The organism is Candidatus Poseidonia alphae (genome assembly GCF_943787815.1).
Lineage (GTDB): Archaea > Thermoplasmatota > Poseidoniia > Poseidoniales > Poseidoniaceae > Poseidonia > Poseidonia alphae.
Window position 1 is genome coordinate 259,876 of the sequence record NZ_CALSNW010000001.1, and the last position, 22,963, is coordinate 282,838.

General features: G+C 50.5%; 18 protein-coding genes. 6 read left to right on the forward strand and 12 right to left on the reverse strand.

The features are described from left to right. Positions 1 to 102 precede the first annotated feature (102 nt). The 3 genes from AAA857_RS01225 (at position 103) to mutL (ending at position 6,079) form a co-directional block, all read left to right on the forward strand. Entirely contained in the window at positions 103 to 1,299 is a 1,197-nt protein-coding gene (locus AAA857_RS01225; RefSeq protein WP_338172249.1) for a hypothetical protein, read from the forward strand. Between the two features lie 122 nt (positions 1,300 to 1,421). Further along, positions 1,422 to 4,064, forward strand: coding sequence for a DNA mismatch repair protein MutS (gene mutS / locus AAA857_RS01230; RefSeq protein ID WP_338172251.1), 2,643 nt, complete (start codon positions 1,422 to 1,424; stop codon positions 4,062 to 4,064). Continuing rightward, a complete protein-coding gene (gene mutL, locus AAA857_RS01235) occupies positions 4,061 to 6,079 on the forward strand; it encodes a DNA mismatch repair endonuclease MutL (RefSeq protein ID WP_338172253.1) in 2,019 nt (672 codons plus the stop codon). Before mutS ends, mutL begins: the two co-directional genes overlap by 4 nt. Here mutL and AAA857_RS01240 read toward each other — a convergent pair whose 3' ends face one another. Beyond that, entirely contained in the window at positions 6,080 to 7,504 is a 1,425-nt protein-coding gene (locus AAA857_RS01240) for a hypothetical protein (protein ID WP_338172255.1), read from the reverse strand. A 74-nt stretch (positions 7,505 to 7,578) separates the two neighbouring features. On the opposite strand from AAA857_RS01240, the gene moaA reads away from it, so the two are divergent. Next, positions 7,579 to 8,586 carry a GTP 3',8-cyclase MoaA gene (gene moaA, locus AAA857_RS01245; protein ID WP_338172257.1) on the forward strand — a complete coding sequence of 336 codons (1,008 nt, stop codon included), beginning with the start codon at positions 7,579 to 7,581 and terminating at the stop codon, positions 8,584 to 8,586. Here the strand turns inward: moaA and AAA857_RS01250 are convergent, their stop codons facing one another. From AAA857_RS01250 to AAA857_RS01260, 3 genes are all read right to left on the reverse strand, one after another. Continuing rightward, a complete protein-coding gene (locus AAA857_RS01250; RefSeq protein WP_338172259.1) occupies positions 8,587 to 9,078 on the reverse strand; it encodes a type IV pilin N-terminal domain-containing protein in 492 nt (163 codons plus the stop codon). A gap of 71 nt (positions 9,079 to 9,149) precedes the next feature. Beyond that, on the reverse strand, positions 9,150 to 10,295 hold the full coding sequence (locus AAA857_RS01255; RefSeq protein ID WP_338172261.1) for a geranylgeranyl reductase family protein: 1,146 nt from the start codon (positions 10,293 to 10,295) through the stop codon (positions 9,150 to 9,152). 8 nt (positions 10,296 to 10,303) lie between these two features. After that, a complete protein-coding gene (locus AAA857_RS01260; protein WP_338172263.1) occupies positions 10,304 to 11,287 on the reverse strand; it encodes a polyprenyl synthetase family protein in 984 nt (327 codons plus the stop codon). Between the two features lie 81 nt (positions 11,288 to 11,368). On the opposite strand from AAA857_RS01260, the gene AAA857_RS01265 reads away from it, so the two are divergent. Together AAA857_RS01265 and AAA857_RS01270 are read left to right on the forward strand one after the other, a co-directional pair. Beyond that, the gene (locus AAA857_RS01265) at positions 11,369 to 12,469 is read left to right on the forward strand and encodes a hypothetical protein (RefSeq protein ID WP_338172265.1); all 1,101 of its coding nucleotides are present in this window, start codon (positions 11,369 to 11,371) and stop codon (positions 12,467 to 12,469) included. 109 nt (positions 12,470 to 12,578) lie between these two features. Next, a complete protein-coding gene (locus AAA857_RS01270; protein ID WP_338172267.1) occupies positions 12,579 to 14,324 on the forward strand; it encodes a hypothetical protein in 1,746 nt (581 codons plus the stop codon). A 2-nt stretch (positions 14,325 to 14,326) separates the two neighbouring features. Here the strand turns inward: AAA857_RS01270 and AAA857_RS01275 are convergent, their stop codons facing one another. The 8 genes from AAA857_RS01275 to AAA857_RS01310 form a co-directional block, all read right to left on the reverse strand. Then, positions 14,327 to 15,568 carry an ATPase, T2SS/T4P/T4SS family gene (locus tag AAA857_RS01275; protein WP_338172269.1) on the reverse strand — a complete coding sequence of 414 codons (1,242 nt, stop codon included), beginning with the start codon at positions 15,566 to 15,568 and terminating at the stop codon, positions 14,327 to 14,329. 3 nt (positions 15,569 to 15,571) lie between these two features. Continuing rightward, positions 15,572 to 16,303, reverse strand: a complete 732-nt coding sequence (locus AAA857_RS01280; RefSeq protein WP_338172271.1) for a type II secretion system F family protein — start codon at positions 16,301 to 16,303, stop codon at positions 15,572 to 15,574. A 10-nt stretch (positions 16,304 to 16,313) separates the two neighbouring features. After that, entirely contained in the window at positions 16,314 to 16,895 is a 582-nt protein-coding gene (locus tag AAA857_RS01285) for a type II secretion system F family protein (RefSeq protein ID WP_338172273.1), read from the reverse strand. A gap of 10 nt (positions 16,896 to 16,905) precedes the next feature. Next, positions 16,906 to 17,259 carry a hypothetical protein gene (locus AAA857_RS01290; protein ID WP_338171813.1) on the reverse strand — a complete coding sequence of 118 codons (354 nt, stop codon included), beginning with the start codon at positions 17,257 to 17,259 and terminating at the stop codon, positions 16,906 to 16,908. Positions 17,260 to 17,310: 51 nt separating this feature from the next. Further along, complete coding sequence (locus AAA857_RS01295; protein ID WP_338172275.1) at positions 17,311 to 18,243, reverse strand: hypothetical protein; 933 nt, start codon at positions 18,241 to 18,243, stop codon at positions 17,311 to 17,313. Beyond that, positions 18,243 to 19,928 (reverse strand): hypothetical protein, encoded by a 1,686-nt coding sequence (locus AAA857_RS01300; RefSeq protein ID WP_338172277.1) that lies wholly within the window; start codon positions 19,926 to 19,928, stop codon positions 18,243 to 18,245. Before AAA857_RS01300 ends, AAA857_RS01295 begins: the two co-directional genes overlap by 1 nt. 165 nt (positions 19,929 to 20,093) lie before the next feature. After that, positions 20,094 to 21,503 carry a TldD/PmbA family protein gene (locus AAA857_RS01305; RefSeq protein WP_338172279.1) on the reverse strand — a complete coding sequence of 470 codons (1,410 nt, stop codon included), beginning with the start codon at positions 21,501 to 21,503 and terminating at the stop codon, positions 20,094 to 20,096. Further along, positions 21,500 to 22,942, reverse strand: a complete 1,443-nt coding sequence (locus AAA857_RS01310) for a TldD/PmbA family protein (RefSeq protein ID WP_338172281.1) — start codon at positions 22,940 to 22,942, stop codon at positions 21,500 to 21,502. The genes AAA857_RS01305 and AAA857_RS01310 overlap by 4 nt, the downstream gene beginning before the upstream one ends. Positions 22,943 to 22,963 lie beyond the last annotated feature (21 nt).

The following is a 22,963-nucleotide window of genomic DNA, read 5'->3' on the forward strand; positions in this document are numbered from 1 at the left end:
CCTTATGATATCTCCGCATTGGATGTTCTGACGCCCGTTGACGACATTCTGTCCCATCTGGTGAATAAAAGCCTTCATGGACTGATGGCCCTACCGACATGCATGGCGAGCAAGTTGAAGGCACTCTTGGAAGAAGAGTCCGAACACCAATGGCTTGCAATTGGAGTCTTCTTCGTATTCATTCTGGTTGGCGCTTTTGCCATCGGAGGTACTGAACACTTTGTCGGTGACCAACTCACGCCGATTACAGCCCAACACGCTGGAGCAATGGTGATGGACATTGAATACTCCCCTACCAACGACTCTTACACGGCCCTTGTTTATGCGCCCAGTGTTGGATACCAGATGTTCACCGAACACCCTAGCGACAATTCAGCGACTGCAATCTATGACGCCGATGCTGTTGACGAGGGGCGTAATGTATCGTTCCTCAAATCAATGCAAGATGGGCATGTCATGCTTTCGATCGAAAACAACGAACTGATCGAACTTAACTCAAGGACCAAAACCACCTATGTGTATTCTGACCAAAACGGTTCATTTGCGATTTATGATGCAGCAGAGGATGACAGTGGAAACCTCCTTCTCCTCACCAAAGAAGGTCAAGGAACCTCATTTAGAGGAACGGCTGGACTCTACCCTACTGCTCCGATGTCGATGACATCAGGAATTCGATGGAATCATGTTGAAGCACACTCTCCAGGCCTTTGGATCGGAATTGGAACACACACCACGACATCTGGGGCAGATGGTTCAAGCCCCGCCAGCCCTGACCCAACCCCAGCAATTGGGTGGATCACGTGGGATGGTGGCAATCAAACACCCGTTATGGACCGAGTCAAAACCTTCCCCAATGGCCTCTTCCACTCCATTCAATCGGCATCCGATGGAATCATTATCGGCGGAACCCATTCCAGTATTCACGTGAACGCAGGAGGCGATTACCAAGAAATCGATGCTCCATGCGCCATTGCTGTGGCCGACCAAGAGGGTTCGGTTTGGTTCATCGGCGAAGCAGGAAGCACAACCATAAGCCAATGGACCGGTGGAGAATTGAGCGTCCACCTCTTGAGCAAACCCGTTCCGATTTCAGTCAGCGTTGGTGGCTCACAAGGAGACTTTGTCCACTTCCATGGCATGAACGCAATCGGTGAGCCGTCTCAGTGGTCGATTGATATCCAGGCAAACGGTTCTATAGAGAACGGGCGAGGTTTCCTAAACCTGCTCTTCATCATGGCAGGAACCTTCCTTCTGGCCTCAATGGCTTGGTCAGCGTTCAACAAAATGCGAGAATTTTGATCGGCCCAATTTCGCATCACTGAAGTTGCTAAAATACACCGCATTCTCAAAGCAAAGCGAGAACCTTCATGTGCCCTCGTCAACTTCCTCCGCATCTAGCGTAAGCAATGGAGGTGGGTGGCATGGCGAAAAGAGGGATGATGGACCAGTTCTTTGACATCAAAGAAGAGCATCCCGATACCATTCTGTTCTTTCGAATGGGTGATTTTTATGAATTGTTTCATGAAGACGCCGTCGTAGCGGCGGAGGTCTTGGGCCTTGCATTAACTTCCCGCGACAAGAACTCGGAGAACCCAATCCCCATGGCTGGATTCCCCTGGCATGGACTAGAAGATCATCTTCGAACCATGCTGCGAGCTGGACACAAGGTGACCGTTGCTGAACAAGAAGACACATTGCGAGAAGGTGCAAAACTCCTCGAACGTGTTGTTACACGTGTCTTTACGCCAGGAAGTTTGTATGAAGAAGGGCTCCTTGAGAGCGAAGAGCGATCCCTCCTTGCGGCAACCGTGCTTGACAACAATACCGTTGGCCTCTGTATCCTTGATGCATCTACCGGCCAAGCATGGGCCAGCAGTCATGAAGGAGCAGATCGGTTTGTTCGCTTGATGGACGAACTGCAACGATGGAATCCAACGGAGTGGGTGCTCCCTCCGAAAGATGCTGATCACCCCGAATTGGGCCGGATTTTCCTTAACCTTCAAGGCGTCATGATAAGCCAGCACAAGAGTTCCAAACAGCGAAGCAAAGAACGCTTGACTAAGATGCTCAATGTTGCAGACCTCGGCCATGTGGATATGGACCACGCCCCCATGGCGCTTTCCGCAACAGGACTTGCCGCTGACTATCTCGCCACGGTTCATATCCAAGACGAGGTCCCGATTCGAGACGTTGAAATCGTAGAAGAAAAGGGGCATCTGCTGCTTGACCAAACCACCCTAAGGAATCTGGAACTCACTTCGACACTTGCTGGCGAATATGATGGAAGTTTGCTATCAACCCTTAACCGATGCAGAACCGCAATGGGGCGAAGATTGCTGAAAACTTGGATCCTCCATCCTCTAGCGTCATTAAGCGCCATTGACGCTCGTCATCAATCCGTTGCATCCTTGTCCCGTTCAGCTCGTAGGCTTGATGGATTGAGGCAGTCTTTGAACGGCATGCGAGACATGGAACGACTTTCCACGCAATTGTCCTACAGCCGCAGCAATGCTCGAGATGTCCTCGCTACTGCGCTTGCCCTGGAGCGAATGCCTGCAGTGATGCAATGGTGTCAAGACGCTGATGACCCTCTGCTCAAACACCTCAGTTCGGAATTGGACCAATTGTCGGAAATGGCGGTACTGATTCGTGGCACACTCAAGGATGAATTGCCTCTTGGATTGAGAGATGGTTCCCTTTTGAGGGAAGGAGTCGATCAAGAAATTGACCGATTGAGAGAAGTCACATCGCAAGGGAAAGCATGGTTCACCCAACTAGAAGCAGATTTGAGAGTCCAACTGGAAATTCCATCCCTCAAAGTTCGAATGAATCGCCAAATTGGATGGTTCATAGAAGTCACCAAATCACACGAAGAAAAGATACCAACTGACTGGCGCCGTAAGCAACAGATGACCAACGGGTCGCGGTACACGACCGAAGAGCTCATCGGACGGGATGACCTTCTCTTAGGGGCAGATTCAAAACTTAAAGAACTGGAGTATCGGAAATTCCTGGAATTGCGCTCATATTGCATTCAACACGCCCCTGCACTAGCAGAAATCGCACGTAAAGTGGCTTCGGTTGATGTATTGCAATGCTTCGCTTCAGTGAGTCGAGAGCGAGGTTGGACCCGCCCGGAAATGGTTGAGCAAACCTCGCTGAAACTTGAAGGTGCTCGGCATCCCGTTCTTGAAACGCAATCTGGTTTCGTACCAAATGACTTCAAAATGGATTCAAAGCGAAAGTTCTTGTTGATCACCGGGCCCAATATGGGCGGGAAATCAACCTACCTCCGTACTGCTGCACTTACCACCATCCTCGCGCAATCAGGGTGTTTTGTCCCCGCAAAGAAAGCGAAAATCGGACTGGTTGACAGAGTGTTCACCCGTGTTGGGGCCAGTGACGACCTCAAAAGAGGCCGTTCAACCTTCATGATGGAAATGATTGAAGTGGCTCACATCCTCAAACGTGCAACAGAAAAATCCTTGATACTTCTCGATGAAATTGGCCGAGGCACCTCAACATTTGATGGACTCTCAATCGCTTGGTCCGTTACAGAAGACCTCTGTGAGCGAGTGGGGTCAAGAACTCTTTTCGCCACCCATTACCATCAGTTGATCGGACTTGAAGGGCAGGTAAAGGGGCTCAACAATGTCCATGTGCAAGTTGCCAGCACAGAAAGTGGACTCAAATTCCTCCACACCGTTGCCGACGGGCCTTGTGACGAATCGTATGGGGTTCAGGTTGCCGCGCTCGCAGGGTTACCCAGGAATGTAGTTGAACGGGCCACAGACCTTCTTGCGTTTTTGGAACAACAAGCCCAAGGGGCAAAGGCTGGTGAACAAGGTACGCCTCAATCGAGGGACCACGGTCAAGCAAGTTTGATGGGATATTTCGCCGCAGCAGCCATGTCGACCTCAGAGCCTGCTGGGGAACAACCACTTCCTGAATACATTGAAACCATCCTGAACATGTTGAATTCAACCAACATCGATGAATTATCACCGAGGCAAGCACTCGAAGCACTTTACAGCCTGAAATCAACGATGGAGGACGCCTCATGAAACCGAATCGCATTGTTCAACTCGATGACACCACCATCGGCCATATTGCTGCGGGTGAAGTCGTTGAACGGCCTGCCCAAGTGGTCAAAGAATTGATTGAAAACAGTCTTGATGCCCAGGCCACAGAGATTACAATTACCGTTGAACGAGGTGGCTTTGACAGACTCATTGTAGAAGATAACGGTTCTGGAATTCATCCCGATGACCTTCCAAAGGCCCTTGATCGACATGCGACTTCAAAGTTACGATCAAAGAAGGATTTGGCTGAGATCAATTCGCTTGGATTTAGAGGCGAGGCTCTTGCCAGTATCGGCATGGTAGCCCGATTAGAAATTTCAAGTAAGCCTCCGGCCATGGAAGGCGCTACCATCGTCATGGAGGATGGAATCAAATCTAAACTCGAGCCGGTTGGAATGGCCGTTGGTACGAGAATAAGCGTTGAACATTTGTTCCAAAACACTCCAGCAAGGCTTGCATTCCAACGAAGGGCTGAGACGGAAACATCACGGATTGTTGACGTTGTCGTCAGCCATGCCCTGGCCCACCCTGAGGCAGCGTTTCACCTCAAGAGCGAGAGTAGAAGTCTACTCAATGTCCCGTCTACAGAAGACATGATGGACCGTTTGTATGACATTCTTGGAAGTCAAGCTAACGAAATGCTACCACTGGAAGAACCCATAGAAGATCATGGTGCCCCCGGTGATGAACGCTGGTCTGGGTGGATCAGTACACCTGACATTACCCGCGGAAAAGGCGATGACATCCATGTCCTCATCAACGGTAGACCCGTTGCAGCGGGGCCGTTCTTACAAGCAGTTCGCCGCGGATACAAAACTCGACTTATGCAGGGAAGGCACCCTTTGGCGGTACTCAACCTCACATGCCCACCGGGGGAAGTTGATGTGAACGTCCATCCAACCAAACGTGAAGTTCGACTTCGTCATTCTTGGCGCGTTCTCGAGCGGCTTGAACGGTGCATCGCTCATTCTTTAGAATCGATTCCAACTCAACCCGATGCCACCGGGGGCATCCCCGAATTAAGGGGTCTTTCCGGCGGGAAAAATGTCAAGTCGGTTGAAACTTACTTGAGGCCAAGGGAGGAAGAGGCTACACCTGACGCAGCCATACAACAAGCGGCTGGAATCGCTGAACTTACTCCAGCTCCATCGCCAGCATTACGAAGTGCTCCACCGGCATGGGCGATTGCAGCAGGGCAACAACTGGCTTTGACCGGAGAGAAGGCTGAAGAAGCACCGGCTAAGGAGAAACAGCGCCCAGTGTCGCAATCTCCACTCGGGCAAACGCTGCTTCCCACCAACGAAGGAAAACCAATTGCGCCTGCGCTTTCCCCAGCAGAACGGACGTTGCATCGCCATGCAGGAAAGGGAACACAGCAATCTCCGAGCGAAGAGGCTCCCCTTGAGGGTGTACTGAATGACCTTCCCGCCATGGAGCCTCTTGCACAGTTCGCCAACTCGTATATTTTGGTTCAAGCCGAAGAAGAACTTCTGCTGATCGACCAGCATGCACTCCACGAGCGTATTCGATTCGAACGTTTACGCAACTCCGGTCAATCTTGGGAACCCCAATCACGTCTTGAGGCTTTGAATTTGAACCTTGATGCCAGACAATCTGCCGTCGTTGATGCAAATAAAACGCGCCTTCATGAATTGGGTTTTCACCTTGAACGGACCGACGATTCATGGTATCTTACCGCATCCCCCCAATTAATTGCGGGTGAAGAAATCCGCCCCTTTTTCCTGGATGTATTGCAAGACATCTCTGGTGACGAGGGGCCGTTAGCCACGATCGAAGCCAAAAAAGACCACATCGCTTTCATGAACGCTTGCCGAGGTGCGGTCAAAGCCAACCAATCACTCACGCTTCCAGAAATGAGGCGCCTATTGGAAGACATGCGAAGGATTCCAAATCCATGGGCTTGCGTTCATGGCCGACCGACATCACTACGAATTCCTATCGACTCGTTGGACCATCACTTTGGCCGGCATGGCTAATCATTCCGGCTGGTACAGGAAGGACTCTATGGCTACGCCAGCATCCCTCCACCGAGACACTGCTTGTGGGTCTGCAACACCATGAAGGCCATCGCCTTCTATCGTAACCTGGCCCTCACAACCCAATGCCAGAACAAGTGCAGTCATCTGCAGCCTGTGATCTTCATGAGTTAATACAAGAGATTCAGGCGTGGAGATTCGTTGTCCTCCCGGCACCTCAAGTCCATCTTCTTGTGTCGTACAGGTCAACCCAAACTGTTCAAGGAGTTCTCTGGTTTTTGTGATCCTATTGCTCTCTTTGTAAGCCGCATGTGCGGCACCGACAATTCGACCACCTTCTCCGAGAGCCATCATTGCGGCAACTGGGGTGATCAAATCGTTGCTATCGCGAAGGTCAAGGTTCTCATGACGACCTTCCGAGTTCGGTTGAACCGTATTCCCATCGACAACAAAGCCAAGCAGGTCCGCATGTTCAAGAAGAATTTCGTGACCCAAACCATCCTCTAGCGAAGGCATTTCGTCAAAGGTTACTGGAATGTTGAGTACTTTGGCGGCAAGGAAGCCGAATGAGGAGAGGGACATGTCCTTAGGAACCGTAATTTCATCATGTTGTGACCGAGGAATCCAAGGTTCAAACTGGTCAGGTAAAGCGTCTCCAAAAGGAGCACCAAATTCCCTGCACAAACGAAGGGTAAGTTCGGCATGGCGTTTGGAAACAGGGCTGCCTTTGTACACCACATTCACCGGTGCGGGAGAAGCAGGAGAAGCAAGCATCCACGAGGTTGCTGGTTGACTTGAGGTACTGACATCGATGGTCATGGATTTGGTTTGAGTCCATGGACCCTCCGCCAGTAATGGGAGGCCTTCTTCAAGGTGGCCAAACGAGCAAGAAACTCCCAATTCAGTCATAGTTTGGGTCATTGAGCCGTGTGGGCGTGCCCTCAAGGAAGCATCACCGTCCAACATCACAGGGCGGTTAAATCGGGATGAGAGCGCCATCAAAATACGAAGTGCTGTCCCAGAGTTTCCGGCGTGAAGGACGCTTACTGGATGCTTGAAACCTTTGGGCCCGACGCCGTGAACTCGCCAGGCCACCGTTGCTTCATGGGGGAGGAAGTCCGCATTCGGCGGGTGGGTTAGGACGGCCCCCTCAGCATCTAAATCCTCAAACGCCACTCCCATTTGAGTCAAGCACCTTCGCATTGAGATCGCATCTGCGCCAGCGTTCTCCATACCGAGCAACGTGACCGTTTGTTCTGCTTGAGCAGAAAGAGCCATCAAGCGAATAGCATGGCTCTTTGAAGGCGGTAAAGTCCATTTGAGGTTGCTCACAGATTGGGGTGGATGGACTTTCAGCGCCCCGATAAGACTGCGTGCATGGCCGGCCCCATCGGGAGACCACCGCTTCACCCAGGCCCCGCCCATGAAAACTTGTCCACCTTTCCCGCCATGAACCCTTGCAATACAGATTCAAGAACCTCGTGCATGGTGGGCAACCTATGTCGCTGAAGGATGAACGGGGCCGACCCCTTCGCGACCTTCGCATATCGGTAACCGACCGCTGCAACTTCAGGTGCACCTACTGCATGCCACGTGAGCACTTCAACGGAGAACACTCCTTCTTACCGCGTAAGGAACTGCTGTCCTATGAAGAAATTGCAGATGTCGTAGGAAGTATCCTTCCCATGGGGCTACGAAAGCTTCGATTGACGGGCGGAGAACCCTTGCTGCGCAGGAACCTCGTTGGATTGATCACCCAACTGCGTGATTTGAGCGATACCATCGACATTGCTCTGACCACAAACGGTGCCCTACTAAAACAAAACGCGAGTTCGCTTTACGAAGCTGGCTTGAACCGTGTGACCGTGAGCATTGACGCCCTTGACCCTGATGTGTTTCAAGCCATGGCTGACAGCACGCAATGGTCTCCAGACGATGTTCTTGATGGAATTATCGAAGCCCAACGGGTTGGTTTGGGCGTAAAAGTGAACACAGTCGTCAAGAAGAACCTCAATGAAGACCAAATTCTCCCTCTCCTCAACCGTTTCCATGAACTCGATATCCCGTTGCGGTTCATTGAATTTATGGATGTTGGAAATACCAATGCATGGAATTTAGACGACGTGGTAAGCGGTCAAGACATTCGAACGAAAATTGAATCTCAACACGGTAAACTCACACCTGTTGCTCCAGCAAATCGCGGAGAGGTGGCCAAGCGGTTTACGCTTCCAGACGGATACGAAATTGGATGCATTGAATCGGTTACGGCTCCGTTTTGTGGAGACTGCACTCGGGCACGATTGTCCGCAAATGGTTCCCTTTACACTTGCCTTTTCGCATCCGTTGGAAACGATCTAAAATCCATGCTGAGAATGAATGCTACATCGGATGAACTGTCAAATGCAATACAAAGCATATGGGAGAAAAGATCCGACCGATATTCAGAAGAGCGAAGTGAGCATACCGAATCAACAAAAAAGGTCGAAATGTCCTTTATTGGAGGCTAATCAAGCCATTGCAGGAAGTCGCACATCAATGATGACTGCGCCCGCTGCTTCTTCAATGAGTCGGAACGACCATGTTCCATCAGTGGAACCAATAGATTGGGAGTCGATAACAAAATAATCACCCTGAGTTACAGAGTATCCTGCATCCCTGTCATGGAAGGACACATCAGAACCTACAACTCCGTAAACATCTGCATCATTGACTTGACCTCGAACCGGAGAATCTTGTGTTAGGTTTGCAGGAAGGAGATCGTACTGGAGGCGGGCTGGGTCAACCGATTGGTCAAGGCTTGTAATTCGGATGACATGGAACCCGTTATCCAATGCACGCACACTTACTGTTGCTTGTGGTGCGCTCTTTTCCACAGTGGTAAGAGCCCCCTGCATCAAGACGAATACCATGCTGGACAGCATGACGGTTATGGCGAGCAGAAGAACCGTTGCAATCACGGGGCTCACGGCCTCGTCATCACGCTGAATGCTTGCTCGCATACACAGACGAGGAGTCCAAATCACTTGAACCAACCGATTGCAAGAAGGCGGCAAACAGGGTTTCTGGGAACTTAGAATACCCAAAGAGGCTTCTCACATTCCATTGCCCTTCGAATTCCCCCAATTGGGCCGAGACAACGTAAAATGACCTCGGTCGCAAAATCACCACGCATGAAGGCATACCCCATGTTCTTGCTTCGAAGTGAATTCTTCAGAGCTTTACCCATTGAGCCGCGAACACGCTGTTCGTAATCTTCCAAAGGCGTCCCATCCTCAAGATGACTCACAATCGTTTCCGCAGCAAAGCATCCTGAAATGATGGCTTGGGAAATTCCTCCTCCATTGCTCGGCATTACCAAACCCGCCGCATCACCAATTGCGAGTGTTGTCCCTTCTACCATTCGCCGAACTGGCCCACCCATGGGAATCCATCCACCGCCGATGGAGAGGATTTCAAGCCCCAAATCATCGCAGAAAGTTCGAAGGTGATCTTTGAGTGAACCCTTCAATTTGCCCGCCCGGACCCCAAGCCCGACGTTAGCAAAGTTCGGACCCTTGGGGATGATCCAAGCATAACCGGATGGAGCAACAGAACCCAAGAAGACATCGAACGTTTCAGGGACATTACCTCGAACCTGTGCATAAACTGTTGGAACTTGGTCATCGGGCCGAACAGCCTTATCTTGGCCGTGTCGCAATCTTCCGACATGGGCAAGACTTCCAGAGGCGTCAATAAGGAAGTCGCAGGAAAACCGCCCTTGGTCGGTCACCAAAACATCTCGGTTCGCCTTTCGCTGGTGTTGGATGTTTTTCAGCGCAGTTGAGATTCGCACCTCTGCACCCGCCGCTACGGCTTTATCAGCAAGGTAGCCATCGAACTGTAAACGATGCCCTGCGAATGCATCCAGTTTGAAGTTGTATGATTTCCCAGATGGGAGAAAAACTCTCATGTTGTCAAGTCGATGAAGGCGAAGGCGTTCGGGAAAATCGAAATAATCCTTCAACCATTGATGATTGTCCAAGTTTTTGAAGGTTCCAATGACTTCACCCCAGTTCGGGATGCACTCACCGCATTGTGCCGGATTGCCTACAATTGAACGCCGTTCTAAAATTAAAACGTCGAGGCCTTTTTCTGCAAGTCGCTGGGCGCAAGCAGCACCCGCTGGACCGGCTCCAATGATGATCACTTGACGATGCTCGATGTCTTTGACGCCCATTGAATCCCTCATGCATGCCGTTCCATAACAAGTTGTGTAATGAGTAGCATCATCTCCTTCGCCTCGCTTGGTGGAAAACGGTCGAGTTCGGATTGCGCACGCTCGAGATGCGTTCGGACCAAGATTTCGGCGTATTCCAAACTGCTTGAACGGTCAAGCAGTCGCATTAACTCCTCAAAGTTTGAATCCTCGAACGATTCGATCATTTCAGCGAGGCGTTCACGATGCCTACCGTGTGAAAGCGTGAGGGCGTGAATCAGCGGAAGGGTCATTTTCCCTTCGTATACATCGGCTCCACGCGGTTTACCCATGCGCTCATCGCCACGCAAATCCAAGAGGTCATCAACAAGTTGGAAAGCGATGCCAAGTTGCATGCCAAACCGCTCAAGGGCTTGTGCATCTTCATTAGATAGCCCCGCCACAAGGCCTGCTGCTTGACAACCTGATGCGAAAGGGCCTGCTGTTTTTCCTCGGACAATACTGAGATAATCCTCCGGTGTTGTTGCAAGATTGAGCACGTGGTCAAGTTGATGGAATTCGGAGACTGCGATGTTTGCGCAACATCGGGCCATGAGGGTGACAATCGACTCATTGTACCTGCCCCCAAGTCCGAATCCCTGTACAAAAAGCCAGTCACCGGCGATAACGGCCTTGGCTTGACCTGCTCTGGCGTGAATGGTTGGCTTGCCTCTTCGTTCATTTGCCTCATCGTTGATATCGTCATGGACGAGTGTCGCAGTGTGTATCAGTTCAAAGGCAAGTGCTAGGGGCATGACTTCACTGTCATCAACACCACCTGCAAGACGATGAGCAAGGAGAATTAACAGAGGCCGAAGACGCTTTCCCCCCGCTAGCAAAACCTGCCCTGCTTCTTGGGCGACTTCTCCCGCACCTGTTTTGATCTCGCTTTGAATCAAATTCGACAATCCTGCATCGACCTCCCGCCGCATGTCTTCAAGCGAATCCGCCAGACCCGCTACATCAGTTCGCACATTTGTTCCACACCGGTGGGCTTCTTAACCAATCGTCCCCGCCCATGACCTGCGAGGACCTGTCCTCACCGAGGTAATTGAATGGAAAAAAGTGAGCGTCTCGTTGTCCTCACCACCCCATCAAAGTATGATGGCGTGCGGCAACATGTCGAACGAGCCGTTGAAACCCACGGAAAGAAGCAGGACCTCATCATGAAACAACTTCCGCATATGGAAGTCGCCATCGATTGCCTGAAAGATGGAACCGGCGACATTCTAGGAATGAGCGCTTTCGATTGGGAAAAGCATGACACTGAAGGACTTACCATTGTAGGTCTTCTTTCTCGGAAGGAGCCGACATGGGTATTGGTGTCTGACGACAAACCAGAGTACCTACCAAGCCGTTCAATATTGGTATGCGACTCTGAACTCCTTCATCGTCAAATGCTAAGGCTTCGGTATGATTTGACTATATTCACCTCCAACGACATGGCGGAACATTTGGGAATGGCCGAAGAATATGCTCAGCTCGACGAGGATGATAAGTGGCCTTGGTTCGAACAACTCAGAACTGAAGATAAAATCCAGGGTTTTATTGTTCCACGTAGCATTCATTCAGGCTATCGGTTCAAGTCCCGACGGCATACACTCGGCCTGCAGAGAAACGATAGCGATCAAAACCGAGAGCGATTCATACCCCCTCCGCTCCATGGTTTCACCCTCCTCGTAGCACGGCAGGGATTTTCTGGAGCCAACATATCGGCCATGCTTGACCCCAGTGCTTTCCTCGCATATCGCCTTGAAAATGCAATCATGGAGAGTCTTGACCCCGTCCTCCATGAGCGAGTTGGCGTGCATGTTGAACAACGAAAAATCTCCACCATCTTGAGAGAAGCAACCCGGATTGGTGATGAATCCACTCAAGAATCGATGTTGACCCCCGAGGGGAAGGCAATGAAAGGCGGGCCTCGCGTAGAATTGATGATTGAAACACTCAATCCTTCAGGAAGCATAACTGCCGCTTGTGAGCGAGTGGTTCTTCCCGAAAACAGCCACATCGGGATGGTCAACCTCTTGCGTGAATTTTTGAACCTCCTTACCATGATGAGTACCGATCATGAAGAGTTGAAACGTTTGATACCAGGGATGCCTCCTGAGTTTTCTGAACCAAGCCTTAGGCTGATGGATTACGACGAATCTTGAGGCTTACGGCCATTTGGATTTGCCTTCAGAATCACCTTGCATGCCTGCGCTTTACAGAGAAGACATATATGCTTTCAATGCGGCAAAAGCCGATGTAGGTGAGAGCGCAATGGACAAGTCAGAACTTCTCGGCGGACTTTACCAAGCCCGTTTGGACGATTTGAAGGCGCTTGCACACGAGCACAATTTGTCAAAAGCAGGCTCAGTTGAAGCCTTGCGTTCACGGTTAATTCAAAACGTAGTTCTCGGCGACTGGGACCTCTCAAAAGACGGGATCAAAGAAATTCCAAACTCAGAACTCGGAGAACTCTTGGGCGTATTTGGCATCAAGAAATCCGGCTCGATTAAAGCACGACGGCAGCGGATGTACCTCCACCTCTATCACGACCCAAAGCAACTCACGACCGACAATCTTGACTCGATGGGCCGTGATGAACTGCATGCACTGTGCAAAGAACTCAACCTGAAGCTCTCTGGGAACAAGCAATCCTTACTCGTACGTGTTGCAGGCGTATTGGCCTCCCAAGAGAATGCATGGGGCAAAGTCAAGAAAAGTCTACGAAGGCCAAGAGACAAAATCAACATTCCAGAAATACCGTTTGAAGAGCCCGACGTGGACAACTCAAAACCTGTTGATGTTTCGGAAACTGTAGAGCAATTTGTTGAAGACCATGGGGCAGGCTGGTCTTTTGAGGAAGAAACCGCTTTGCGTGAAGAACTTTCAACGATGGGGCACACAAGTTCACAATCTACCGTCTCGGCAACCATTGATGAGGCACTGAGAACGGTGGAAACTGCTGTTGAACCATCAACTCCACCAATGATACAAGATACGCATCAAAGTGAAACCCACAGCCTTGAGGTGGAAACTGCACTGATTGAACTTCAAGGCCGTATGGCTGAAATCCATGCACTTGCCCGTGACTTCCTCATGGTCAGTTCAACCACCAACCAAGAGGACTTGAGTGCATTTATCGACGCACTTTTGGACCATGGATTTGCAACAGACCTAGCCCCCATACACCAATCTATAGCAAATACAATCATGGAACTCGATTACCAGATGCAACAGGAATCAAATGCAATCAACGCAATGCCTCAATCGTGGAGTGAACGAGAAGCTCTACGCCGATTCGAACAATCACGTAGCACCCTGCGCGACCACCTCGAGAACATGCTGGCCATGCATCAAGGTGACGCAGTCAAAGCACGAATGGCATTTGAAAGTGAAGCCAGAACCATGGGCCTTGACCTTCGCATCCCGAGCGTATCGGGACGTTTGCATGCACTGTTTGACCTCCACATTGAGATCGCTGAAACACAAGCGCTTCACGATCCTGTAGTGATGCGTCGTCAGCGAATGATGCGAATCCTCCACCATGGCGCCGTCCACCTCTTGGACAGTGAACGCTCAACCATTGCACGGCTTGAACGAAACATCATCTCGTTTGAAGAACTCGTCCAAACGGTGCTTGAATCCAGTGAAGATGGATTTGAAGAGCCTCAACAAGCCCTCGTCATTCGGTTTTTAGAATCAAAGGGATACGAAGTGAATACGGTTGACCTTCGCCCGAGGATTCTTGCATGTGCTGGCATCATTGGAGCAGAACTAGGCTACCTCTCACCATCGGATATCCCTCGAATCGCACCAGGCGTATTGGTCAGTGAAACAGAAGTTGATGCCATCGTAACAGAACTTAAAGCACTCGCTCAAAGTTTCAAGACTACTGACGACCGCAATGTGGATGAGGATGAAGAAGTGGCTGAATCGGTTATTGATGCTTCAGAAAGCATCACCCGTGTTCGTGGAAAAATTGACCGAGTCGACGAACTTCTTGAGCGCCTTCGTGGATGAACTCAGTGCTGCGAAGCATAGAAGTTCTGAACCACGGACGTCACGGTTTGAATATCTGAAATACCGCGCTCGACGAGGTCTTCAATAATGGCTTGACGTTGACTAACGTGCCTTTCAAAGACATCAGGCGTCACACCTGCTGCGTTACAAATGGTCTCCCTTAATTTCGAAGGGATTCCTGTTTCTTCAATTTGGTCCGTTGCTGCATTGTACTTCCAGATAGCGTTCAAGCGGGGTTTGTCTCCTTCCATACCGGCTACTTCTGCTACTTCAGTGATTTTTCTCGCCGTTCGTCCATTGACGTGCAGACGTGCTTGGATGATGATGAGGTCAAGACCGCTGAGCATGATCGGTGGAACATTCATCGGCGGGTTGATCATACGAGTCACCGTTTCTTGAGCTGTGTTGGCGTGCAGAGAACCGAAGGAACCGTCGTGACCTGTATTCATTGCCGTCAGCAAGGTTGCACATTCGGGCCCACGTACTTCTCCAACGATAATCCGGTCAGGGCGCATACGAAGACTGGATTTGAGGCAGTCGTTCATATCCACTTCTTGGGTACCGTCAGGGCGCTCCCTTCGAGTCTCCATGCGCAACCAGTGGTCGTGGTACACTTGCAATTCAGCCGTATCTTCAACCGTCAAAAGGCGGCGTGACCAAGGAATGTACATTCCAAGGCAGTTGAGCGTCGTGGTCTTACCTGAGCCAGTACCGCCTGCGATAACGAAGTTCGCTGGTCGGCTGTCCAATCCTTCGATCCAAACCCACATCATTGCAGCTAGGCGTGAATTAACCGTTCCAAAGTTGACTAAATCAATCATCGTCAACGGGTCTTCTTTGAATTTACGAATGGTCAATGTCGGACCGTCGGGTGAGACTGGAGGGATGGTACCGTTGACACGGGACCCATCGGGTAGGCGACCATCAAAGATAGGGACGAGGCCAGGGCCGTCACCAAGTGGGACGTTCGTGTAAGATGCGATGTTCTTTGAAATTTGAATTCCCGAATCATCGTCGATCCAAATGTTTGTCCGACACATTCCATGTTCACGGTGTGCAACTTTGACGCATTGTGTCCCACCGTTGTACATTACTTCTTCAAGCGAATCGTCTTCAAACAAGGCTGCTAGGTCACCATAGGGATTGGCCTGAATGTCTCCATCAACATGGTAAATCGGAGAAGGGTGATTGGGTTCAGTGTAAATGGTGACTCGTCCGTATTGTTCCAAAATTTGTTCTGACATGCTTCAACCTCCGACTGCTTTTACTGCCCCTAAGTAGAGGCCCATGGAAATGGTCATCCAAAGAGGAAGCCACCAAAGTGTATCTTTGAGGCGACCCATCATACGTCCCGAAACACCTACGCCAATCGCCGATGCTGCAGCGAAAAAGTAGCTGAAAGTCTGGTTGAAACCAGAGATTTGGAATCCCTTACTTGCCGGAGCAAACAATCCCACGATGAAGGCGATGAGCACAGGTAAGCCAACGCTTACAAACAGAATGATGAGGATTCCTCTTCCCTGAAGTTCATTTTCTCTGTTGTTCATCAAATCGTTCAAGCGTTCATAATCACGGCTCAAGTCCGTGAGAATATCACGCAAAGAAGAGTCCTGTTGAATTGCAGTTTCGATCAAAACCATGACCCGTTGGACTTGGCTGGACCTCGTTTTTGCCGCAAAGGAGGAAAGACTTGCTTCAAAAGAGGATGCATGGCTTTCTTTCAGCGTCTCCGAAAGCAAACCAGCCAGAGGGCCTTCATTGCTGTTTGATTGCTCCATCATTGCTTCTTGGAGGCCACGACCAGCACCCACTGAATCAGAAAGGGCTTCAAGGAAGCCAGGTAATTCATTTTCGATCGCTCTGCGCCTACGGCGTTCGAGCATGGGTGGAACACCTCCACCGATACAGGCAATGGAAAACACACCGAGGTACAAGAGAAGGGGGGCATCGTTAAACGATTCTAGAAATCCAAACAACATCCGATTCACCTCACAATCCTGGGTCCTTAGTATGGGCTTTTAGTCCAATGAGAGACATCCCCACAAGCGTCATAATCAACCCGATGTTGACAACGACATTGATTGTAGACGCCGGAGGCAGTGACATGAACGCACCTAAATCGCCGGACATCAATTGAGGGACGAGCCCCACGATAGCAAGGATAATTGGTCCAATCATCCCGATGGACAGGAGCGTTTCAGGAACGCCCCCGAGTTCTTCGATGTATTTCTCAACCTCTTCAGTGCGCTCCTCTTCCATCCGAGCACCCTGCTTTTTCAGGGTTTCAACCAAGTCAGTATTTTGAGTAACGTTGGTGTAAAGCGTGTTTAAAAGTCGCTTGTATCCTTTGGATTCTGCCTTTTTCATCAAGGATTTGAGTTCCTTATCGATACCGCCACCGGTTCCCTTTTGCAATCGCTTCATCATCGCCGAAAAATCCTCGGAGATGATGCCGTATCCGCCTTTTCCAATCGTGTGGAGTGCGGCCTCAAGACCAACACCTGAAGACATCAACACGTCAAGAGTACGAATGACATAGAGAAGTTCACGTTTCTCCTCTAGCTTCCTCATTTGAAATCCCTCAGATGACATCTTCCAACAATTCAAACATAAAATGTTCATTCGAACTGTCGTATTCCATTGCTGCAAAAATGACCTTGACATCACGCTCTTCGAAAGGGTCGTGAATGTAGGGTTGTCCGGTCCGGAACATGCTGATCACTGATTTGTATTCATCAAGAGACAGTTCGCCACGAACAGTGTAAACTGTAGATTCAGAACCTTCGTCATGAAGATCATCGCCCTCTTGGCCACGAATGACCGTTCGAGTCAACCGACGTGTCATACGGACTTTGATGTCAGCGTTTGGTATCCGCAACCAATCCGAACTTGATGTACCTGTTGCGGGACGAATAAAGAAATCAATTCCTGGCATGCGGTGACCCCTAAACTTACCACATCACAAGAAGGACTTGAATGTGTTGGATTATTCTTCTTTGACGCCAAGAGCCCTGAACCAACCAAAACGAGGTTCGTCAACATCTCCAGTGTCCGCCAACTCGTCCAGCATAGCCTCGGCTTGCTCACGGACATACCCTCGTGCTGCCGCATTCTTGAGAATCGTGTTGAAATCTACTCCATCACCTTGGTCAAAGTGTTGAACTACATGAAGAATGAAACTACGGAGTTCACCGTCGCCAGTTTCTGCATCCGGTTCGTCTCCGTCAGGAAGGCGAACCATCGGCGGGGGTGTGGTTGCCGCAGCCATTTTCCCTTCGGCAATGTCCAAGGCTTGCATAAGGTTGAGATTAAACGGTTCAAGATCAACTTCATCGTAATGGTTTCTGGCAGCTAAAAGTCCCTGCTTCATTCCACTTGGGAGGTCACTTCGTTCGTAGGCCTCCAGGGTGGCCTCAAGTTCTAAAGAGGCGGTGTAAGCCTTCATGCGAGCCATTGTGCTCTCGCAGGCATCCAACAGCCAGTTTGCATAAACATCTCGAGTCACTTCACACGCCTCTTCAGGCCGTAGTGAAGTATAGACTGCACCTTCATCGGTCTGGTACCATCGCGTTTTTGCAGTCATCATAAGAAGGATAGGTTCCCCTTCTTCTGTACGTCCAGCCCACTGGCTGGACATTTCTCGCATTGTTTCAGAATTATAATCTCCTACTGAGAAATAATGCAAGCCGGTTGGATCTCTCAATTGCCCTTGATAGAGCGTTGCGCCATTGCTTGTTTCTCTGATCTCAAGTCGTTCCAGGAGGCCACAAACCACAACCCGGTTTGCTTTCGAACCCAATTTCGTAATCACAAAAGATGGGTCAAATTCTCCAGACCCTTTTTCATTCAGCGTTGCTGTGCCAAATTCCGAAGCGAGCATGAGGAATGCCGGCTGACGTACGATTCGTTGTCGCTGCATCAGGACCACCCCCACAAAGCACGCAACTCAGTTGCTCTGAGTTGAGAATCAGAGGCAGGAGCTTCCAAGCGGTCAGCAAGCAACATTGCGCCCTGTTCATCGACGATACTACGCCCTGCAACTACCACGGTTTTCCCGAGGAGAAGTTCCCTTACTGATTGAACAAATCCAGCCTCACCGTGGTCTTTGACCGACCCTTGAAGCGCCTCGTAAGTCATTCCTAAAGAAGCAAGAGTGGCTTCTTTGTTAACCAAAACCGCTGCCGTTGAACCATCGTGATCGACGACGAGGCGCAGACGGACATCTTCGTTTCCTTCGTTAGGGCCGTGGTCTGCACAGGCACCGTCCCTGAGGACACGGCGACATTCCGTACAGCGACGAATCAATCCGGAGTCATCTCGAACGCTGACGACAAGACCATGGGTCTCAATGCCAACTCGGCTTGGGCCATTGACCATCTCGGTGAGAGATATTTCGACCGAATGATTGCTGAGGTCAATGCTTTCATCCCATGGAGGACGTTCCAAGAATTCCACTTGGTCAGCGTTATCCACTGTCACATCAGGAATTCCCTGCCATGCCCTTATTCTCACGCCTTTGAGGCGAACCGTTACCGGCAAATCCCCTTCAGCAATAGGCAGTTCCTGCCATGCGCTCATTCTGCAACGCCCCGACGGGTCTGCAATTTGCCCCGACCAAAGGAATTTCTCTTCACCATCACGAGTGAAACTTCGCTTGTTCCATTCGGTGATTTGGACGATTGCATCTACATCTCTTGACCCATCCCGGAACTGTGAGATGGTAAGAGAAGTGCTGCTTGATAGCGTTTCCAAATCGGAGAAGTTAGCATCGTGAAAGACTTCGATACGGGTCGTTCGTCCAAAGTTCAATTCAGGAGTATCTCGGAAGCTTCGCACTTGTGCTCCATCAATCTTGAGCAATGAACCAACTTCGTGGTCAAAGGGTTCCCATGAAAGAAAACCAATCGTTCCGGTTTCGTCGGCAATTCGTCCCCGGACGACTTCAATCGAACCTGAGCCATCCTTTCGATGAATCTGGTCAGGACGGGAGGTTAGTACTCTTCCAACAACGCAGATGTACCCGTCTGAGGGGACACTGCTGATTTCAACGGGGTCGTTGGTTGAAACCGTGGTTGCAACTCCTTCTTTGAGAACAACAATGCCGGTGGACTGATTGATGTTGAGGGACATTTTACCGTTATACTCGTTGACACTCGCACCTTCAATCCGAACGATACTACCTGCTGCGAGGTTGGCGTGAGGCCCCCAATCTTTGTAATCCCAGCGAGTTTTTGTGCCACCTTCTTCCCAAGGATTGTCTTCAAGGAATCCAAAAGCGATTTGCTTCTCCTCTCCGCGAATAAGTTGATCACGGATGTTATGAGTCACAATGGCAACTTCAATCTCAATGTCTCGGTCATCGCCGCTCAATTCAGCGAGGGTAGCGACCTTTTTTGTTTCCCGTTCTTGACGGGTTGCCGTGCTGGTTGTTGCTGGACCTGTACCACTCTTGAAGCGACGAAGTACTGAACGCATAGCATCTTGAGGAGGAATGTAAAATTCATCTTCGTATTTGGCGAATGCTGTAGCAACTTCCGTTGGGTCGGCTTCAGGACATTCTTTGATGACCGCTTGGACATAGTCTGCATACTTTTCTTCAGACATCAAGCGACCCTCCGTAAGACATTGTTGTTCGACACCTGTACGGAGAACAGGCTGCGGGCTTTCGTGCGGTTTGGTTCAGATATAACACTCCCTTTACCTCCATGGTGCCGTACACGGACGACGACAGGCCATAAAGAATGGCTTTTGATTTTGTCCGATATTGCCTTATGCAGGGTTAACACGTAGCCCTTCCATCAACAAAACATCGGGCAGATGCATGCTCCCAGAGGAGTAAGAACCCTGCCTGCGGACATCATCTCCAAGGACAACATTGCCCGCCAAGGCCTTCGCAAGATTTCCAGAGAGACCTGCTTGTTTGAGCGGGCCGATGATTTCTCCGTCAACAACACGAAGAATACTGCTCGTGGTCACCGAAAAATCGCCGCTTGTGGGATTAGCGGTATGGGCGCCCATGACACCGTTTACAACGTACCCGTCACCCATCCGTTCAAGCATTTGGTCAAAGGTTTGGCTTCCTTTGGCGGAAGTCATCATGAGTTCAGAAGCACCGGTAGATGGTGGAGATTGATGCCCTCTGCTTACGGCTGAACCGGTTGATTGCGCAACATCAATACGCCCCTCTGCAACTTGCTGAGCAGCATCTCGTGTTGACCAAAGCATGTTCACCAAGCGACCGGATTCAACCAAACTTTGCTTTCGCTTTGGGACGCCTTCGCCGTCTCGCGAACCCGAGGAAAACCCACCCTCAAGGAGGCCATTATCAACGATTGAGAGGTCTTTGGACATGACCTTTTGATCCATCTTCCCGGTCCAAAAGGATTCTTTTCGAACCAACTTTTCACCCATCATAGCGGGAGGGACTACCATCGAAAACAAAGGAGAGAACCCTTCACTCGTCATCAAAACCGGAGCATCTGATGCCCCTTGTTCAACTTCGATTGGATTTTGAGTGCGGACAGCCCACTCGACTGCGAGTTCAACGCATTCAGGGACATCAACCATCTTTGTTCTTGATGAATCCCCTTGATAAGAGCTGGTCATCTTTCCATCGTTGTCAATGGTGACTTGGACGCCGAGGCCATGAGATGTTGTCAATCCGCTTTCTAGAATCCCCTCACTGTTCAAGAGACAGGAAGCAGTCGCAGAAACCCCTACCCCTCCACCCGTCACAATCGCACGCTCATCAGCACTTTTCACCGCACTTAGCAATGCGTCAGCTTGCTCCAGCAAGTCCTCAGGGCCAAGATTGAGGATGTTTGCATCACACATCCCTCCAACGTTTGTGGCTGCCTGCTCACTGGGGAGAACAAAATTTGCAATAGAGGGAGATTTACGAGCGATACTCAGTGCTTGCTGGACCGCACGCTCCGCACCCGATACATCGACCAAGTGAGCGAAACCAAACCGACCGTCTTCGACCACTCGGATTCCGAATCCACCTTCACCACCACCGCCAGCCATGGTGATTTTCCCAGCCTCAATGTCCAGTTCATGACCATAGGACTGGAATCCTACGAGGTCCCATTGTTGAACCCCGATTGAAGAACAAGCGTCAACGATGCGTTGAGCGTTGGCGAGCAATCTGTCTTGTGCACCATCCGGCAGCATAATCATCCCACCAAAGCCTCACGTATTCGCATCACTGGGCCGCCATCCCCAACAGGTACGGTCTGACCTTTCCCGCAGAATCCGGGAGTCGCTAGCGAGGCATCACGAGTAAGCCCATCCACGTTCTTGAGGATTTCAAGGGTCATTCCACTGACGCTGACGTCCTTGAGTGGACGAGTTAGTTCGCCGTTTTCGATAAGCCAAGCCTCTTGGGCTGCAAATTGGAACGAACCTCGACCGGTGTCAACTTGACCGCCACGGGTGCCGCAGGCATAGATGCCGTACTCAACATCCTCCATCAATTCGTCCAAATCTGCATGAGAGCCACCCTGAATCATCGTGTTTGACATGCGAACAAGCGGGTGATGGAGGCCGTCTTGAGCTCTTGCTCCGCCGTTGGGTTCCACGCCGAAATGATGTGCAGTTTCACGGTGATTCAGGTATTCTGTAAGTACGCCGTTCTTGATGAGGACTTTCTCTCGTGTGTTCACTCCTTCGTCATCGATAGGGTATGCCCCGTATCCACCCATGAGCGTTGGGTCATCAACCACGGTGACGATGTCGTTTCCGATTTTCTCCCCAAGTTTTCCTGCGAGGCATGAATCACCAGCAGCGACTAAATCCGCTTCACAAGGATGGCCAAGGGCTTCATGGATGTAAACACCTGTCAGGTCATTGTCTGCGATGAGCGGCATCTTTCCCGAGGGCGCTCGCTCGGCTTTAAGGAGACGAAGTGCTGCGGTTTGAGCTTGCTCGCCCAATGCCGTCAAATCAACGCCCTGAATGAGTTCCAGGCCGCCTTGACCTCCAGTTCTTGTTCGATACGAGACCACTTCTGCGTCATCTCGGGCAGTGACCATACCGTGGACCAATGAGCGTTGAAAAGACCAAGCCCTATCCATGCCTTCAGAGGTCATGAGTTCGGTGTGTATGTGCTCGTCGCTCCAACCAGTGGTGACCGAAACAACGTGCTTGTGTTGGCTCGCACCCTTGTAAAAATCATTCATTAAATCCATCTTTGTATCCAACTCAGTGTGACGTACGTCAAGTTTTGATTTCCAATGCTGTTCATCCTCGAATACAGGTATGTCTGCAAGACCAATCTGCTTTTCACCATCGGCTCTGCGAGATGCAACAGCCTTCGCTAAGCGAGTTGTAGATTCAATTTGTTCTGGAAGGGAGGCAATGTCGGTGGTCGAATGTACGCCCCACGCTCCGTCCGCTAGAATTCGAAGCGTAAGACCCAATTCTTGACCGGGGATCGCACGCTCGAGTATGCCATCCCGCATCGCTACAGATGATTGGGTGAAGGATACCAAGCGCACCTCAGCGTATGAAGCACCGTATGTTGTGGCTAAATCAAGGGCATTACGTACTTTTTCTTGGTCAAGATAGCGTCCTGTAGTAGGGACGTGGGGTTCGCCTTGGTTTGCAGCCATTACCATGAATCCCCATGAAAACAAGTA

What these genes read in the sequence shown, in the direction of transcription:
- AAA857_RS01225 (WP_338172249.1), top strand. Translation starts at nt 103, where the DNA reads ATGGCGAGCAAGTTGAAGGCACTCTTGGAAGAAGAGTCCGAACACCAA.
- AAA857_RS01290 (WP_338171813.1), bottom strand. Translation starts at nt 17,259, where the DNA reads ATGCCAGGAATTGATTTCTTTATTCGTCCCGCAACAGGTACATCAAGT.
- AAA857_RS01305 (WP_338172279.1), bottom strand. Translation starts at nt 21,503, where the DNA reads ATGATTATGCTGCCGGATGGTGCACAAGACAGATTGCTCGCCAACGCT.
- AAA857_RS01255 (WP_338172261.1), bottom strand. Translation starts at nt 10,295, where the DNA reads ATGGGCGTCAAAGACATCGAGCATCGTCAAGTGATCATCATTGGAGCC.
- mutS (WP_338172251.1), top strand. Translation starts at nt 1,422, where the DNA reads ATGGCGAAAAGAGGGATGATGGACCAGTTCTTTGACATCAAAGAAGAG.
- moaA (WP_338172257.1), top strand. Translation starts at nt 7,579, where the DNA reads ATGTCGCTGAAGGATGAACGGGGCCGACCCCTTCGCGACCTTCGCATA.
- AAA857_RS01270 (WP_338172267.1), top strand. Translation starts at nt 12,579, where the DNA reads ATGGACAAGTCAGAACTTCTCGGCGGACTTTACCAAGCCCGTTTGGAC.
- AAA857_RS01280 (WP_338172271.1), bottom strand. Translation starts at nt 16,303, where the DNA reads ATGTTGTTTGGATTTCTAGAATCGTTTAACGATGCCCCCCTTCTCTTG.
- AAA857_RS01250 (WP_338172259.1), bottom strand. Translation starts at nt 9,078, where the DNA reads ATGCGAGCAAGCATTCAGCGTGATGACGAGGCCGTGAGCCCCGTGATT.
- AAA857_RS01285 (WP_338172273.1), bottom strand. Translation starts at nt 16,895, where the DNA reads ATGAGGAAGCTAGAGGAGAAACGTGAACTTCTCTATGTCATTCGTACT.
- AAA857_RS01295 (WP_338172275.1), bottom strand. Translation starts at nt 18,243, where the DNA reads ATGCAGCGACAACGAATCGTACGTCAGCCGGCATTCCTCATGCTCGCT.
- AAA857_RS01300 (WP_338172277.1), bottom strand. Translation starts at nt 19,928, where the DNA reads ATGTCTGAAGAAAAGTATGCAGACTATGTCCAAGCGGTCATCAAAGAA.
- AAA857_RS01265 (WP_338172265.1), top strand. Translation starts at nt 11,369, where the DNA reads ATGGAAAAAAGTGAGCGTCTCGTTGTCCTCACCACCCCATCAAAGTAT.
- AAA857_RS01240 (WP_338172255.1), bottom strand. Translation starts at nt 7,504, where the DNA reads ATGGGCGGGGCCTGGGTGAAGCGGTGGTCTCCCGATGGGGCCGGCCAT.
- AAA857_RS01310 (WP_338172281.1), bottom strand. Translation starts at nt 22,942, where the DNA reads ATGGTAATGGCTGCAAACCAAGGCGAACCCCACGTCCCTACTACAGGA.
- mutL (WP_338172253.1), top strand. Translation starts at nt 4,061, where the DNA reads ATGAAACCGAATCGCATTGTTCAACTCGATGACACCACCATCGGCCAT.
- AAA857_RS01275 (WP_338172269.1), bottom strand. Translation starts at nt 15,568, where the DNA reads ATGTCAGAACAAATTTTGGAACAATACGGACGAGTCACCATTTACACT.